Origin of the sequence: Tessaracoccus caeni, from assembly GCF_029211185.1 — a bacterium.
Classification (GTDB): Bacteria; Actinomycetota; Actinomycetes; order Propionibacteriales; family Propionibacteriaceae; genus Arachnia; species Arachnia caeni.
In genome coordinates, this window is record NZ_JARGDO010000012.1 from 58,911 (window position 1) to 74,857 (window position 15,947).

Here is a 15,947-nt window from a genome sequence, read left to right on the forward strand (position 1 = left end):
GGGCGATACCTGGTTCTCCCCCTGACGACGCCCGCATAGACTGGGTGAATCCGAGCGCGAGGAGCTGGCATGACGAACAACAGCGTCGAGGTTGCCGAGGGGTTCACGGCCGACGTCTTCCACCAGCTGCTGGATCTCGCCATCAAGGGCAAGGGCAAGCTGCCCGGCGCCCGGTCCACCGCCAACGAACTGCTGCGAGGAACCAACGACGCCGAGGCAGCCGTGTCGCGGACGGTGACCAACCACATCGCGCTGGCCGGCGGGCAGGGCTTCGCCACCAACTGGGGCGGGTTCCTGGTCGCCCTGGTGACCATCCCCGCCAACCTCGCCGCCTCGACGTTCGTGCAGGCCCGGCTGGTGGCGTCGGTGGCGCATCTGCGCGGCTACAACCTCGACGACCCCCGCGTCCGCACCGCCATCCTCATGGTGATGCTCGGCCCCTCGGCCGGAGAGAAGCTGATCGCGCAGGGCGTGCTGCCCTCCACACCCGCCATGGTCGCCACGGCTCCGGTCTTCGACGCGAAGCTCGACGGCTCCGTGTCCCGGCTGCTGCTTGAACGGGCGATGAACTACGTGGGCGGAAAGCGGCTTGGAGTCACATTGGCCAAGCGCATCCCGGTGATCGGAGGCGGCGTCGGAGCCGCTGTCGACGGCTGGATGACCCACACCATCGCCCAGTACGCCCTCACCGCCCTGCCCAGCCGACGCCCCAAGCTCACCCGCACCGCAAGCTGACTGACCAACGCTCCTCGAGGTGCCCCCCTCTACGCTCTTCGAGGCGCGAGGCCGCCCGCGGCCGAGCCTCGAGGAGAGCGTGACCGTGCGTAGGGAGCGGTGGTCGGGTTCTGGTGGTTCCGTCCGTCGTGTTCCGGATGGGGTCGCGGTTGCTGAGGTGCGAGCGAAGCGAGCCTCGAAGTGCCCGCCGCCGACCGTGTCCCGGCGCTTCGCGCGGGCCCACGGCTTTTACGCCCACCACACCCACTCGCGAACCCCATCCTCCACACAACTCAGCGTTCGGCTGCCAGCTGGGTCGCTTCGAGGCGACTTCGTCGCACCTCAACGACCGTGAAGGCGGACCCCATCCTCCACACGACTACGTTCTTCGGCTGCCAGCTGGCTCTCCTCGAGGCTCCGCTGCGCTCCGCACCTCGAAGAGCGTGACGATGACGCTCTTCGAGGTGCGAGGCCGCCTGCGGCCGAGCCTCGAGGAGAGCCAGCGCGAGGCAAGGCAGGGATCAAGCGACGAGTTGGTTCCAGTGGGAAATGTTCCACCGTCTGTGGTGGAACATCTCCCACTGGAGCGTTTTCGTCACAGCGTCATGGGGTCAGTGGGTGTCGAGGAGTTCGGCGAGGCACCTCGGTCAGGAGATGTAGGTCCGGGGGACTCGGGGGGTGATCAGGCAGGTGACCTCGTAGGGGATGGTGGCCATCAGGTCGGCTAGTTCCGCGACGGTAATGGTCTCGTCTCCGCTGGTACCCACCAAGACCACCTCGTCGCCGACCGCACAGCGGGGCTCGGGCCCCAGGTCGATCATGGTCTGGTCCATGCAGACCCGGCCGACGATGGGGTACGACGCACCGTCGATCAGCATCCGGCCGAGACTGGACAGCAAGCGGGAGTAGCCATCGCCATATCCCACCGCGACAGTGCCGACGTAGGTGTCGTGTGGGGCGGTCCAGGTGCGGCCGTAGCCCACCGTCTCCCCCGCGCTCACGCGCTGGATGAAGGTGAGGCGCGAGGTCCAGCGCTCGGTGGGGCGCAGGTCGGCGGTACGCGGGGTGAGCACGTCGGGGTACGACCCGTAGACCATGATCCCCGGGCGCACCATGTCGGTGCCGGTGAGGTCGTGGCCGAGCACCCCTCCGGAGTTGGCGGCGTGCACGAGGATCTCCGCCGACGCGATCCCCCGGATCTCATCGGCGAGTGCGCGGAAACGGGCCAACTGGTCGTGGGTGAAGGTCTCGCCGTCGGGCACATCGGAGACGGGAAGGTGAGTGAACAGGCCTGTCAGGGCGATATTCGGCAGCGACTCGATCAGCCTCGCCAAGCCCGGGGCCTCGTCGATGGCGGCCCCGAAGCGATGCATTCCGGTGTCCACCTTGAGGTGCACATCGGCGGTCTTGCCCGTCGCCTGCCCAGCGGCCGAGATGCGACGGATGGACGCCTCGTCACCGACTCCCAGCGTGATGCCGGCCGACACGGCGACCTCTTCGTCGGACAGCGTCGGGCTGAACTTCAGGATCGGCAGCGTGATGCCGCCCTCGCGCAGCAGCAGCCCCTCATCGACGGTGGCCACGCCCAGCCAGTCGGCGCTGCCTGACGCCTCGATGCTGCGGGACACCTCGACGATGCCATGGCCGTACGCATTCGCCTTCACCGCCGCCAACACCAGTCGCCCGCCAGCCAACCTGCGAACCTCCGCGAGGTTGTGGTTGATCGCGGCGAGGTTCACCTGGAGCACGGTCGGATTCGGCACGGCCTCACTTTAGTCCCACGCTCTTCGAGGTGCTGCGACGGCTTTCCATCCTGTTTGGTTTCCTTCAGCTATGCATATGGCGTGATCTGTACCTCCTGCACAGATCACGCCATATACATAGCCGGAGGATCCTGCCCTGCCACAACGAACCCGACCACAAGTCCCCAGACGCCGTCGCGCTCTTTTCGAGGCTCCTTCGTCGCACCTCAAAGAGCGTCATCAGTGCTTCGCGCTCGTGCTGATCCTGGACCACAGTCCCCGACCACAAGTCCCCAGACACCGCGCTCTCCTCGAGGCTCGGCCGCGGGCGGCCTCGCACCTCGAAGAGCGTCATCAGTGCTTCGCGCTCGTGCTGATTCTGGACCACAGTTCCTGACCACAAGTCCCCACGCCCGGTCACGCTCTCCTCGAGGCTCGGCCGCGGGCGGCCTCGCACCTCGAAGAGCGTGGGCAGGTCAGAACAGGAGGGCCAGGGCGGGTTCGGCGAGGATCTCGGCGATGTCGTGGAGGAAGCGGGAACCTTGTTCGCCGTCGACGATGCGGTGGTCGAAGGCCACCGACAGCGTCGTCACCCAGCGGGGTTCGATGCGTTCCTGCAGGCCTTGTCCGACCACCCAGGGGCGACGGTCGATGGAGCCCATGCAGAAGATCGCCGACTCGTTGCCGTTGATGATCGGGGTGCCAGAGTCGATGCCGAAGACGCCGACGTTGGTGATCGTGAACGTGCCGCCGCTGTAGTCACCGGGCTGGAGCTTGCCGTCGCGCGCCACCTGCACCAGCTGGTTCAGCGCCTGGGCCAGCTGGATCAGGCTGAGCCGCTGGGCGCCCTTGATGTTGGGCACCATCAAGCCACGGGGCGTGGCGGCCGCGATACCGAGGTTCACGTCGGCGTGGTAGACGATCTCCTGGGTCTCGTCGTCCCACGACGTGTTCAGCTCGGGGTTGCGACCCAGCGCCAGGCACACGGCCTTGGCGTAGACCAGCAGCGGCGAGATCCGCAGGCCGGCGAACTCGCGCCGCTCCTTCAGCGTCTCGACGAACTCCATGGTTCCGGTGACGTCGACGGTGGTCCACTCGGTGACGTGCACATGGTTGTCGCGCGAGCGCACCATGTTCTCTGCGGTCACCTTGCGCACGCCCTTGATGGGCACGCGGCGCTCGGACTTGCCCTGAAACGGATCGAAGCCGCCGGGCATTCCCCCGGGAACCCCACCACCGAAACCGGCGCCGAAGCCCCCCGCGAAGGCGCTGCCGCCAGGCGTGCCCCCGCCGAAGCCGCCTCCGCCGGAGAACCCGCCGCCACCGAAACCGCCGCCGGGCGCCGCGGTGCCGAAGCCCCCGCTCGGGGAGTAGGTGGGCGGAGCCTCGTGGTGCTGCTGGAAGCTGGCCGCGTCGTTGATGATCCGGCCCTGCTTGGGCTCGGCGTCCATCCGCATGAAGGCGGCGGCCGCCTCCACGTCGCGACGGGTGATGGTGCCATCGGGACCGGTGCCGACGACGCCGGCCAGGTCGACGCCCAGGTCGCGGGCGTACTTGCGCACGGGCGGCTTGGCGCGGGCATCGTCGGCGTCGTGCGCCAGCACCAGGGCCGACTCCGTGGGCGCCTTGCCGGGCGTCGGGAGCGGGTCGCCGACGGGCTGCGCATGCACCGGGCTGGCCGGCTGCATCTCGTCGGGGCGTCGCCCGGGCTCGTGCTGAGAGTAGGCCTCGTTCATCATGTCGGCATTCGAGCGGTCAGACCCGCGCGCAGCCCGGCCGCGGCGCCGGCGCGACCCGCGCTGCTCCCGCTCGCCGTAGCCGACGAGCGTGGCCGGCGCCTCGTCCGCCACCTCACCGACGATGGTCTCGACCGGCTCGTCGTCCAGCCCGTCGTCGATCTCGACGATCGGCGTGCCCACCTCGACGGTGCTGCCCTCCGCGACGATCAGCCGCGTGACGGTGCCCGCGAACGGGGATGGCAGTTCGACGATCGACTTGGCCGTCTCGATCTCGAGCAGCACGTCGTTGACCTTGATCACGTCGCCGGCGGCCACCCGCCAGGCGACGATCTCGGCCTCTTGCAGGCCCTCTCCCGGATCCGGCAGCAAGTATTGATGCAGCATCTCAATCTCCCTAGAAGGCCATGGACTTGTCGACGGCGTCGAGGATCCGGTCGACGGAGGGGAGGTACTCCTCCTCCACCTGCGCCGGCGGATAGGGCATGTCGAATCCGGCGACGCGCTGCACCGGCGACTCCATCACGTAGAAAAGGTTCTCATGCAGCCGGGCCGCGATCTCGGCGCCCAGGCCGAGTGTCAGCGGCGCCTCGTGCACGACGATGGCCCGCTTGGTGCGCCGCACCGACGAGATCAGGGTGACCCAGTCGACGGGGCTGAGCGTGCGCAGGTCGACCACCTCCAGCGAGGTGCCCTCCTCGGCCGCGACGGCGGCGGCCTCCTCGCAGGTGGCCACCGTCGGGCCATAGGCGATCAGGGTGGCGTCGGAGCCGTAGCGGGTGATCCGCGCCTGGTGCATGGGGTCGGGCCGCGACTCGAAGTTGACCAGACCCTTGCTCTGGTAGCGCCGCTTGGGCTCGAAGAACACCACCGGGTCGTCGGACTGGATGGCCTGCTGAATCATCCAGAACGCGTCGTTGGGGTTGGCGCAGGCCACCACCTTGAGCCCCGCCGTGTGGATGAAATAGCCTTCGGGCGATTCGGAGTGATGCTCAATCGCGCCGATGCCGCCGCCGAACGGAATCCGGATCACCATCGGCATGGGCGTGCGACCGCCGGTGCGGGCGTGCATCTTGGCCACCTGGGTGACGATCTGGGAGAACGCCGGGTAGACGAAGCCGTCGAACTGGATCTCCAGCACCGGCCGGTAGCCGCGCATGCACAGGCCGACGGCGGTGCCGACGATGCCCGACTCGGCCAGCGGCGAGTCGATCACGCGGTTCTCGCCGAACTCGGCCTGGAGGTGCTCGGTGATGCGGAACACACCGCCCAGCTTGCCGATGTCCTCGCCCATCAGCAGCACCTTGGGATCGGCCTGCAGCGCCCGGCGCAGCCCCCGGTTGAGGGCCTTCGCGATGGTCAGCGTCTCGCTCACTGCTCGTCCTCCCCGAAGCTCGCCACGTACTCGGCATACTCGCGACGCTGGGCCTCCAGCTCGACGGTGGGTTCGGCATAGACGGAGGCGAACAGCTCGTCCATGGTCTTGTCCTTCAGCTCCTTGATCGCGGCCCGGGTCTCGGCGCCGAGCTCGTCGGCCTCCTCTTCCAGGCGGGCCAGATGGGCATCGTCGATGGCCCCAGCGGAGCGCAGGTGTTTCTCCAGCCGGTTGATCGGGTCGCGGCCGCGCCACATCTCTTCCTCGGACGAGCCGCGGTACTTCGTGGGGTCGTCGGAGGTGGTGTGGGCGCCCATCCGGTAGGTGAAGGCCTCGATGAAGGTCGGGCCCTCGCCGTTTCGGGCGCGGTCCATGGCCCAGTCGGTGACGGCCTTGACCGCCAGCACGTCGTTGCCGTCCACCTGCAGGCCGTGGAAGCCGAAGCCCCAGGCGCGTTGGTACAGCGGGATCCGGGATTGCAGCGCGATGGGTTCAGAGATCGCCCACTGGTTGTTCTGGCAGAAGAACACCACGGGGGCGTTGTAGGAGGCGGCGAAGACGTAGGCCTCGTTCACGTCGCCCTGCGACGACGCCCCGTCGCCGTGGAAGACGAGGGTGGCGGCGTTCTTGGCGGCGTCGTCGTTGCCCACCATGCCGTCGAACTGCAGGGCCATGGCGTAGCCGACGGCGTTCAGCGTCTGGCAGCCGATCACGATCTGGTAGTTGCGGAACTTGTCCAGCATCTCCCAGTCGCCGGCGTCGGAACCGCGGAACAGCGCGAGGATCTGCTTCATCGGGAAGCCCAGGATCATCGCCAGCGTGTGCTCGCGGTAGCTGGGGAAGACCATGTCGTTGTCGCGCACCGCGTAGCCGGCGCCCACCTGCGCGGCCTCCTGGCCGATCTGCGGCGGCCACAGGCCCAGTTCGCCATGCCGCTGCAACGCGGTGGCTTCGACGTCGAAGCGCCGTCCCAGCACCATGTCGCGGTGGTAGGCCACCAGATCGTCGACCGTTCCGGTGAACGCGAACTGCTCGTGTTCTACTCGCTCACCCTCTGGGGTGAGGAGCTGCACCATGTCGTGGCTCTGACCGCGCACGCGGCCCCCTTTCACCAACCTACGTAACCGTAACTTACGCCAGCGTAGCTTATCGCCGCCACCCATCCCGATGAGGACATGCCAAACCCTCCGCGCGACGGTTTGTGGAATGCCGACAAACGGACCGGTGCGTGCGCCACACTGTGTGCTTTGAGTCGGACAGCAAGGAGGCCCCGATGAGTGTGGGCGTAACCCTCGATCAGGTGACGAAGGCCTACCGGCTGGGAGATGGGTCGCTGCTGCGCGCCGCCGACGACGTCAGCGTGAGTCTCGCCGCCGGGCGTCGCACGGCACTGATCGGCGCCTCGGGGTCGGGCAAGTCGACGCTGCTGCACCTGATGGGGGCCATCGACGTGCCGGATTCGGGCACCATCACCGTCGGCGACGAGGTGATCACCGGACGCCCACCCCGCTGGCTGGCCGACTACCGCAGCCGCATCGGATTCGTGTTCCAGCAGTTCCATCTGCTGCCCGCCCTCACCCTGCTCGACAACGTCTGCGCCCCGCTGGTCGGGCGCCCCTTCGACGGCAACAAACGCGAGCGCGGCCGCGAGGTGCTCGACGCCGTCGGCCTGGCGGGCCGCGAGAGCGCGCTGCCCTCCCAGCTCTCGGGTGGCCAGCAGCAGCGCGTGGCGATCGCCCGGGCACTGGTCGCCCATCCGATGCTGCTGCTCGCCGACGAGCCCACCGGCAACCTCGACGCCGAGACCTCCGCCGGCATCCTCGACCTCATCGGCGACCTCCACCAGCGCTACGGCACCACCGTCGTGATCGCCACCCACGACACCGAGGTCGCTGCCATCTGCGACGACGTGCTGCGAATCGAGCGCGGGCACGCGACCCCGCTCGAACCGGAGACCGCATCCACGCCTCGGCACGCAGCGGCGGACCTGTGATGGAACTGGTTCGCTACGCAGCGGCGGCCGCACGGGGCGGCTGGCGACGCACGCTGGGCGCGATGGTGGCGGTGTTCATGGCCGTCACGTCGTTCGTGCTGCTCACCGGAACCGCGGAGACGCAGCGCCTCGAGGTGACCGGCACCATCGAGGACAACATCCGGGGCGCCTACGACATCCTGGTGCGCCCCGTCGGCACCGCCACCGGGCTGGAGAAGGAGAAGGGGCAGGTACGGGCGAACTTCCTGACCGGCGCCTTCGGCGGCATCACGCTGGACCAGGTCGAACAGGTCAAGGCCATCGGGGGCGTCGACGTGGCCGCCCCCATCGCGATGCTGGGCTCGATCCTCTACTACCTCCCGTTCCGCATCGACATCAGCGACGCCGTGCCCGAGGGCAAGGAGCGCTACCTCGTCCGCTACCGGACCAGCGTGCAGTCGCGCGGCGGCAACGTCGACCTTCCCGCCGGCAACGGCTTCATGTACGTCACGTCGCAGCCGTTCACGTCCCTGAGCTCCGGCATGGCCTCCATCAGCGAAGAGGTCGACGGCACGACCGCGTTCCCATGCTCGGGATACGGCGGCGCATCGGATGTCGTGGAGAAGATGAAGTCCGACGAGCCCTTCGCCGTCACCTGCCACTCGCTGGTGACGCCGGAGGATCCGGCGACCACGCACTCGATCATCGCCCCCGTCGGTACGGTGCAGCTGCCAATGTGGACGTCGATCCCGTTGCAGATGGCCGCCATCGACCCGGTCGAGGAGGCCAAGCTCGTCGGGCTCGACGAGACGGTGGTCGCCGGGCGGTTCCTCACCGCAGACGACTCCTGGACGCCGTCGGAGGCGACTCCGGAGAACCCGTTCGGCATCCCACCGCAGGCGCCCGCCCTCCTCGTGTCCTCCGCAGAGGCCGACTATCAGGTGACCGCGACGATCGACCTGCTCCCCGACGAGTCGACCTCCGCCTACTTGGAGATCAACCCCATGGACAGGAAGGCCATCGAGACGGCCACGATGAAGCAGCCGGTGACGGTGCCGCTCGGGGAGCGCGCGGCGCTGACCAGCGATCTCTACGACGCCTTCCTCGCCGCGCACCTGCCGGGCAAGGACCACCTGGAAACCCTCGATGAGGCGTTCGGCGAGAATACGCTTCGGGTGGACTGGCTGCTCCAGACCGGCGAGGTCTCGTTCGCCCCCGGCCTGCCGCTGCGCCCGCAGCCCACGGTGCTGAGCGAGGATGCGACGAAGATCCTGGAGATCGCCGGCCCCGAGACCTCCACCGACACGGCGCTGCGCCCGCTGACACTCGTCGGCGGCGAGGAGTACCTGCGCTCCAACGGCGGGGGGTCCGGCGAAATGGGCTGCGAGGACCAGAGCGAGTGCTGGTCCCTGATCACCCTTCCCGTCGTCGGCCACTTCGACCCGAAGCAGGTCGAGCAGGGCGCCGCGCTGGGCCGGGTGCCGCTGCAGGAGTACGAGGTGCCCCAGCTGAATCTGGTCGACGACGTGGCCAAGGAGGCGCTGGACACCGACCGCCTGCTGCCCGACCTCAACCCGGCCGGGTACGCGCAGTCGCCGCCGTCGGTGCTCATCTCCATCGCGTCGCTGCCCGTGATGCGGGCCTCGCAGCTGAAAGCGATCGAGGACGACCCGATCAGCGCGATCCGCGTCCGGGTGTCGGACGTGACGGGGGTCGACGAGGTGAGCCGCGAGCGCATCCGGCTCGTCGCGCAGCAGATCGTCGACGCGACTGGCCTCGAGGTCGACATCGTTCTCGGCTCCTCACAGGTCACCCAGCGGGTGGAGCTCCCGGAGACGAAGCTCGGCTCCCCCGCCCTCGCCATCGACGAGCTGTGGAGCCAGAAGGGCGTCGCGGTGAAGATCGCCCAAGCGCTTGACCTGAAGTCGCTGGCGCTGTTCGGGCTGATCCTCGCGTCGTCGGCGCTCACGGTCGCGGTGGTGGCGCGCGCGTCGATGGCGGCGCGACGCCACGAGCTGGCCGTGCTCATGGTCTCGGGGTGGCCCGCCCGGCGCATCACGGCCATGCTGCTCATCGAGGCTGTGCTGATCGGGCTGGCGGCCGGCATCGTCGGCGCGGTGGTGTCCTGGCCCTTGGCCGGGGTGCTCGGGGTGGCGTTCGACGCGACGCGCGCGGCCTGGGCCATCCCGATCGCCGTCGGCCTCACCGTACTGGCCAGCCTGGCGGCGGCCTTCTCCGCCGGAAGGCGCCCGCCGATCGAGACGCTCGGGCCCGCCGTCTCCTCGGGACGCGGCGCCATCCTTCCGCTGACGGGCCCGATCAGCCTCGGCCTGGTGGGGCTGCTGCGCCGCCCCGGACGCCTCGTGGCAGGGGCCGCCGCGGGCGGGCTCGGCGTGGGAGCGTTGGTCTTCCTGGGCGCGGTGACCAGCGCGTTCCAGGGGGCGGTGGTCGGCTCCCTGATGGGCGACGTCGTCGCCATCCAGGTGCGGGCACCCGACGTGGTGGCCGCCGTGATGCTGGCGGTGCTGGCCACCATCTCGATCGGCGTGATCCTGCTGCTCGGCATCACCGAGGACGCGCGCGGCTACGCGGCGCTCGCCGCCGCCGGCTGGCAGACCAACACGCTGGTGGTCGCGATGTGCGCCCAGGCGGTGGCCATCGCGCTGGTCGGCGCGGTGCTCGGCGTGGGTATCGCCTCGGTCGCGATGGCCGTGGTGCTCGGCACGCTGCCGGCACACGCTTGGCTCTGGGCGGGAGCGGTCACCCTGGGCGCGGTCGCCGTGTCGCTGCTCGTGGCCGTGGCGACGGGCAGCGTCCTCCGCCGGCTCGACCTCGCGCGGCTGCTGGCCGGCGACTAGGCAAGACGGACGACGCGAGCCTCCCAGGGGAGCAGGGCATCCGTGGCGCCGCGACCCGGATGGTTGGCCAGCAGCACCTCGTCGCTCAGCTCCGACAGCGCGTCGCCCGGCCATTCGCGCTCGGCGCCGACGTGGCCCGGCTTGGGGTCGTGCCAGACGTACCAGTCGGCCTTCGGGTTGTCGCGCGAGGTGCGGGACATTGCTTCTCCTTCGACGCCGGTCGGCCCACATCCTACGGCCCCTTTCCTCCGCACAGACCGATAGGGCGCCCTGGGACGCACCGGGCTACGCTATTCCGAGCCCGATTCCAAGGAGTGCCCTTTCATGACCACCGCACCGAGCGCCGCGACGACGCCACACAACGTGCTGATGCGCGCTGGCGGCACCGCCGTCTTCCTCCGTGTCGAAGCCGACTCCCTGCCGGAGGTGCTCTACTGGGGCCGCGACCTCGGCGCCCTCTCCGACGCCGGCCTCGAGGCCTGGGGCTCCGCGCGCGTCGGATCGGTGTCCGGCTGCGCCGATGTGTCCCCGAGGATCTCCCTGGTGCCCAGCCAGGCGGAGGGCTGGCTGGGGACGCCCGGGCTCGCCGGATCGCGTTCGGGACTGGATCAGTTCTCGGCCTTCCGGCCCGTGTCCGTCGAGGTGCGGGCCTGCGACGGCACCGACGGCGCCCCATCTCAGGTGATGATCGCCGCGCACGACGACGAGGCCGATCTCGACCTCACTCTCGACGTCGAACTCACGCCGTCGGGCCTGCTGCGCACCCGCGCCACGCTCACCAACCGGGGTACGGACGGGTACGGCGTCGATTCGCTGCTGCTGGCGCTGCCGACCCCCGCGTCGGAGACCCAGGTGATCGATCAGTCCGGGCACCACCTGCGCGAGAGCGCCACCGCCACCCACGAGTTCACCATCGGCACCCACGAACGCACCATCCGCATCGCGCGCGGCCACACCGCCTCCACCATCCACGGCACCTGCGAGCCCGGCGCCGGCTGGGGCAAGGGGCAGGTGCACTACGTGCACGTCGCGTGGTCGGGCAACACTCGTTCGGTGGCCGAGCGTACGGTGCTCGGCCAGCAGGTGCTGCTCGGCGGCGAGCTGCTGATGCCCGGAGAGGTGGTGCTGAACCGGGACGAGTCGTATTCGTCACCGTGGCTGGTCGCCACCTGGGGCGAGGGCCTCGACCAGGCCGCCGCCCGCATCCACGACTTCCTCCGGGCACGCCCCGGGCACCCGCGCTCGACGCGACCCGTCACCTTCAACGCGTGGGAGGCGGTCTACTTCGACCATTCCCTGCCCCGCCTGCTCGATCTGGTCGAGGTGGCCGCCGAGGCCGGAGCCGAGCGCTTCGTGCTCGACGACGGCTGGTTCGGCTCCCGCCGCGACGACAACTCCGGCCTGGGCGACTGGGTGGTCTCCCCCGACGCCTGGCCGAACGGCCTGAACCCGCTGGCCGACGCGGTGCACGCCAAGGGCATGGAGTTCGGGCTCTGGTTCGAGCCCGAGGCCATCAACCCCGATTCCGACGCAGCCCGCGCGCACCCCGAATGGATCCTGTCCCCGCGCACCCACCGCCCGCAGGAGGCCCGCGGCCAGCAGGTGATCGACCTCACCAACCCCGAGGCCTTCGACCACGTGCTGGGCCAGATGCGCACCGTCCTGGCCGACACCAAGGTCGACTTCATCAAGTGGGACTACAACCGCGACCTCTACGAGTCGATCTCGCCGCGCACCGGTCGCCCCGCCTACCACGCTCAGATCCTGGCCACCTACCGGTTGATGGACATCCTGCTCGCCGAGCACCCCGGGCTGGAGATCGAGTCCTGCGCCGGCGGCGGCGGCCGCATCGACCTGGGCATCATGGAGCGCGCCGTGCGGGTGTGGGGCTCCGACTGCATCGACCCGCTCGAGCGCCAGCAGATCGAGGCCGGCACGTCACTGCTCCTGCCGCCGGAACTGGTGGGCTCGCACGTCGCCTCCACCACGTCGCACACCACCAGCCGCACCCTGAACCTCAGCGTGCGCGCCTCCACCGCGATGTTCAACCACATGGGCGTCGAATGGAACCTGCTGGACGCCTCCGACCAGGAGCGCCGCGACCTCGCCGGCTGGATCGCCCTGCACAAGCGCTTCCGTCCGCTGTTCCACACCGGACGGGTGGTGCACGTCGACTATCCCGATGACGGCTGGAGCATCCACGGCGTCGTCTCGCAGGATCGCGACGAGGCCGTCTTCAGCCTGATGCGGATCGCCACCTCGGCCGCCCGTCCAGGCCCCGCGATCACGCTGCCCGGGCTGAATCCCGACGCCGACTACCGGCTCGCCGATCTGCGTCCCGAAGGCGTCGCCTCACCCGTGCGCTTCGACGCGCATTCGCCGGAGTCCTGGGCCTGGTGGCGGGAGGGTCTCACCCTCCCCGGCAGCGTGCTCAGCACCGCCGGCCTCCGCTTCCCCGACCTGGATCCCGCGCAGGTGATCCTGGTACACCTCACACGGGCCTGATCAGGAGGGCGCGGGCCCCGTCGATCCACGAACGACGAGACGACAGGGCAACAGGGCCGGGCCGGGCGTCAGCCGCACGGCTCCCGCACTCTCGGGATTGATGGCGGCCAGCACGGCCAGCATCGCGCACCGCCCCATCTCCGCGAGGGGAAGCGCCATGGTGCTCAGCAACGGCACCATGTCGTCGGCCAGCCGGCGCTCGTCGTCGTAGCCCATGATCGACAGGTCGCCAGGCACCTCCAGGCCCAGCCGCGCGGCCGCCAGCAGCGCTCCGCTGGCGGCGCGATCGTTCGGCATCAGGATCGCCGTGGGCCGGTCCGCCACGGGAACGTCCAGCATCCGCAGCGCCGCGTGGTAGCCGGGGATGAGCTTGTAGTCGGCGATCGTCACCCAGTCCTCCCGCACGGGCAGCGTCGCCGCAGCCATGGCCAGCCGGAACCCCTCCTGGCGCTGCCACGTGGCCGGAGCCGTGTCCTCGCCCCCGATGAAGGCGATACGACGATGGCCCAACTCGATCAGGTGCTCCGCCGCCGTCCGACCGCCGGCCACCTCGTCGGGCAGGAAGACGGGCAGCCGCAGCGCGCCCTCCGACGAGTCCGGCCTCGGATAGCAGTTCGCCAACGCCCCGGGCACCGAGAGAAAGGAGTCGAGGACGGTGGTCTCGCGCATGCCAACCCTCAACAGGATCAGGCCATCGACGTTGCGCCCGAGCAGGCCCGCGATCGCCGCCGCACCGTCGTCGGCGCGTCGCTCGCTGTCGGCCGAGACGATCACGAACCCGTGCTCGCCGGCCGCGCGGTCGGCGCCCGCGATGATCTCACCGTCGAAAGGGCCGGTCACCGCGACGTCGGAGATCACGCCGATGATGCCGGAGCGCTGGTTGCGCAGGCTGCGGGCCACCTGATTGGGGGTGTAGCCCAGCTGCGCGGCCGCCTCGCGGATCCGCTGCTGGGTCTCCTTGGCCAAGAACCCGTCCGCGCGCTGGTTGAACACCATCGACACGGAACTGCGCGCCACCCCAGCCAGATCGGCCACGTCCTGCGCCGTCGCTCGTCGTGCCACGTCGTCCTCCTCTCTCCTGAGAAAACACCTCGCGGCCAGCGACGACGAGTCGCTGACCGCGAGGAGGTAGGGAATAGGCCGATCAGCCCTTGACCGCGCCGGAGGTCATGCCTCGGACGAAGTAGCGCTGCAGGGCGAAGAACACGGCGAGCGGCAGGACCATCGACAGGAACGCGCCTGCCGTGACCAGGTGCCAGTTCTCGCCACGGCTGCCGAGCAGGCCGGCCAAGGTGACGGTCATCACGCTGTTCTGGCCCTGGCCCAGGAAGATCAAGGCCACCAGCATGTCGTTCCACACCCAGAGGAACTGGAAGATCGCGAACGACGCCAGAGCCGGGGTGGACATGGGGATGATCAGCTTCCAGAAGGTCTGCCAGTGCGTGGCACCGTCGATCTTCGCCGACTCCACCACCGACTTGGGCAGCGTCGCCATGTAGTTGCGCAGGATGTAGACCGCCAGCGGCATGCCGAAGCCCGCGTGAGCCAACCACACCGTCGCGAACTGACCCTGAATGCCCAGCTGCTGGAAGATGATCGACAGCGGCACGAAGGCCACCTGGTTCGGGATCACCAGCAGGCCGACGATCAGGATGAACAGGAAGTCGCGTCCCTTGAACTCCATGAACGTGAACACGTACGCGGCGAACGCGGCGATCAGGATCGGGATGATCGTGGCCGGAACCGCGACCGTCAGCGAGTTGATGAACGACAGGCCCATCGGGGTCGAGCCCGAGGTGAGCACCTCGGAGTAGTTCTCGATGGTGATCTGCGCCGGATTGGCGAAGACATTCCACCAGCCGTTGGCGTTGGCCTCGGTGCGGGGACGAAGCGACGTCACCAGCAGACCGAAGGTCGGCACCAGCCAGATCAGGCACATGATCACGACGATGGATTCGATGATCCACAGACCCTTGTTCGACCCGACGGAATGCGACTTGTCCTCGCCGCGAGCCACCTTCGGCTTCTTCTTGACTGCTGCGGTGCTCATGCGTTCTCCTCCTGAAGCCGGAACTGGCGCACCTGGTAGACCAACACCGGAATGATGGCCACGACCAGGATCACGACGATGGCCGATGCCTTACCGGGGTCGTACTGCCGGAACAGCGCGTTGTAGAAGGCGTTGCCGAGGACGTTGGTGTTGTAGTTGCCGTTGGTCATGGCGTAGACGATGTCGAAGACCTTCATCACGCCGATGAGAACGGTGATGAACACCGTGATCACCGTCGGCCATGCCTGCGGAAGGATGATCCTCCAGAAGATCTGGCCTTCCTTGGCGCCGTCGATGCGGCCGGCCTCGATGGTGTCCTCCGGCACGCCCTTGAGCGCGGCGGAGAGCAGCACCATGGCGTAGCCCACCTGGGTCCAGATGTAGACGACCATCAGCATGAAGGTGTTGAACCGCAGCGTGTCGACCTGAAGCCAGGTCTGCGGCTCGCCACCCAGCGCCACCAGGATGGCGTTGAACAGACCGGTCTGCGGGGAGCCCGGGGGCTTCCAGGCGTAGACAAGGTTCCAGATGGTCGAGGCGCCGACCATCGAGATCGCCATGGGCAGGAAGATGATCGACTTCGCGACCTTCTCCGCCGTGGGCTTCAGCTTGTCGACGAGCACCGCCACCAACAGGCCGAAGCCGACGATGCCCACCGGGGCCACCAGGATCCACAGCACGTTGTTGATCAGCGTGTTGATGAAGGTGGGATCGGTGAACAGCTTGACGTAGTTGTTGAAGCCGACGAATTTGCCGAGCGTGCCGCTGTTGCCCGCCCGGAAGCTGCCCACGATGGTTTCCACCGCGGGATACAGCAGGAAGACGGTGATCACGCCGAAGGCGGGAATCAGGAGGGCATAAGGCTTCAGCCGCTCCTCCCACTTCTTCGGCAGCAGTTCACACGCCTTGTTCAGGAGCCAGAAGAGGACGATCGCCCCCAACACTCCGACCACGACCGCGCCGAGCGCGAGACCTAGTTTCTCAATCATTGAGTC

12 protein-coding genes are annotated in these 15,947 nt (G+C 68.8%); 4 read left to right on the plus strand and 8 right to left on the minus strand.

All coding sequences use genetic code 11. From position 1 onward, the window contains the following. Positions 1–69 precede the first annotated feature (69 nt). A complete protein-coding gene (locus tag P0D62_RS11715; protein WP_275702736.1) occupies positions 70–735 on the plus strand; it encodes an EcsC family protein in 666 nt (221 codons plus the stop codon). Positions 736–1,361: 626 nt separating this feature from the next. On the opposite strand, the gene alr is transcribed toward P0D62_RS11715, so the two are convergent. The 4 genes from alr to pdhA form a co-directional block, all read right to left on the minus strand. After that, positions 1,362–2,477, minus strand: coding sequence for an alanine racemase (alr, locus tag P0D62_RS11720; protein WP_275702737.1), 1,116 nt, complete (start codon positions 2,475–2,477; stop codon positions 1,362–1,364). Between the two features lie 455 nt (positions 2,478–2,932). Continuing rightward, positions 2,933–4,579: a dihydrolipoamide acetyltransferase family protein gene (locus P0D62_RS11725; protein WP_275702738.1), complete on the minus strand. Its 1,647-nt coding sequence runs from the start codon at positions 4,577–4,579 to the stop codon at positions 2,933–2,935. Positions 4,580–4,589: 10 nt separating this feature from the next. Then, positions 4,590–5,567, minus strand: a complete 978-nt coding sequence (locus P0D62_RS11730; RefSeq protein ID WP_275702739.1) for an alpha-ketoacid dehydrogenase subunit beta — start codon at positions 5,565–5,567, stop codon at positions 4,590–4,592. Further along, positions 5,564–6,664 carry a pyruvate dehydrogenase (acetyl-transferring) E1 component subunit alpha gene (gene pdhA, locus P0D62_RS11735; RefSeq protein ID WP_275702740.1) on the minus strand — a complete coding sequence of 367 codons (1,101 nt, stop codon included), beginning with the start codon at positions 6,662–6,664 and terminating at the stop codon, positions 5,564–5,566. Before pdhA ends, P0D62_RS11730 begins: the two co-directional genes overlap by 4 nt. A 176-nt stretch (positions 6,665–6,840) precedes the next feature. On the opposite strand from pdhA, the gene P0D62_RS11740 reads away from it, so the two are divergent. Beyond that, positions 6,841–7,560, plus strand: a complete 720-nt coding sequence (locus P0D62_RS11740) for an ABC transporter ATP-binding protein (protein WP_275702741.1) — start codon at positions 6,841–6,843, stop codon at positions 7,558–7,560. Next, positions 7,560–10,397, plus strand: coding sequence for an FtsX-like permease family protein (locus tag P0D62_RS11745; protein WP_275702742.1), 2,838 nt, complete (start codon positions 7,560–7,562; stop codon positions 10,395–10,397). The genes P0D62_RS11740 and P0D62_RS11745 overlap by 1 nt, the downstream gene beginning before the upstream one ends. On the opposite strand, the gene P0D62_RS11750 is transcribed toward P0D62_RS11745, so the two are convergent. Beyond that, on the minus strand, positions 10,394–10,597 hold the full coding sequence (locus P0D62_RS11750; protein WP_275702743.1) for a hypothetical protein: 204 nt from the start codon (positions 10,595–10,597) through the stop codon (positions 10,394–10,396). The genes P0D62_RS11745 and P0D62_RS11750 overlap by 4 nt on opposite strands. Before the next feature lie 124 nt (positions 10,598–10,721). On the opposite strand from P0D62_RS11750, the gene P0D62_RS11755 reads away from it, so the two are divergent. After that, positions 10,722–12,902 (plus strand): alpha-galactosidase, encoded by a 2,181-nt coding sequence (locus P0D62_RS11755; RefSeq protein ID WP_275702744.1) that lies wholly within the window; start codon positions 10,722–10,724, stop codon positions 12,900–12,902. Here the strand turns inward: P0D62_RS11755 and P0D62_RS11760 are convergent, their stop codons facing one another. The 3 genes from P0D62_RS11760 to P0D62_RS11770 all read right to left on the minus strand — a co-directional run bounded on the left by P0D62_RS11760 (position 12,903) and on the right by P0D62_RS11770 (position 15,941). Then, entirely contained in the window at positions 12,903–13,964 is a 1,062-nt protein-coding gene (locus P0D62_RS11760; protein ID WP_275702745.1) for a LacI family DNA-binding transcriptional regulator, read from the minus strand. An 82-nt stretch (positions 13,965–14,046) separates the two neighbouring features. Further along, positions 14,047–14,952, minus strand: coding sequence for a carbohydrate ABC transporter permease (locus P0D62_RS11765; protein WP_275702746.1), 906 nt, complete (start codon positions 14,950–14,952; stop codon positions 14,047–14,049). Then, positions 14,949–15,941 carry a carbohydrate ABC transporter permease gene (locus P0D62_RS11770; RefSeq protein ID WP_275702747.1) on the minus strand — a complete coding sequence of 331 codons (993 nt, stop codon included), beginning with the start codon at positions 15,939–15,941 and terminating at the stop codon, positions 14,949–14,951. The genes P0D62_RS11765 and P0D62_RS11770 overlap by 4 nt, the downstream gene beginning before the upstream one ends. Positions 15,942–15,947: the final 6 nt, after the last annotated feature.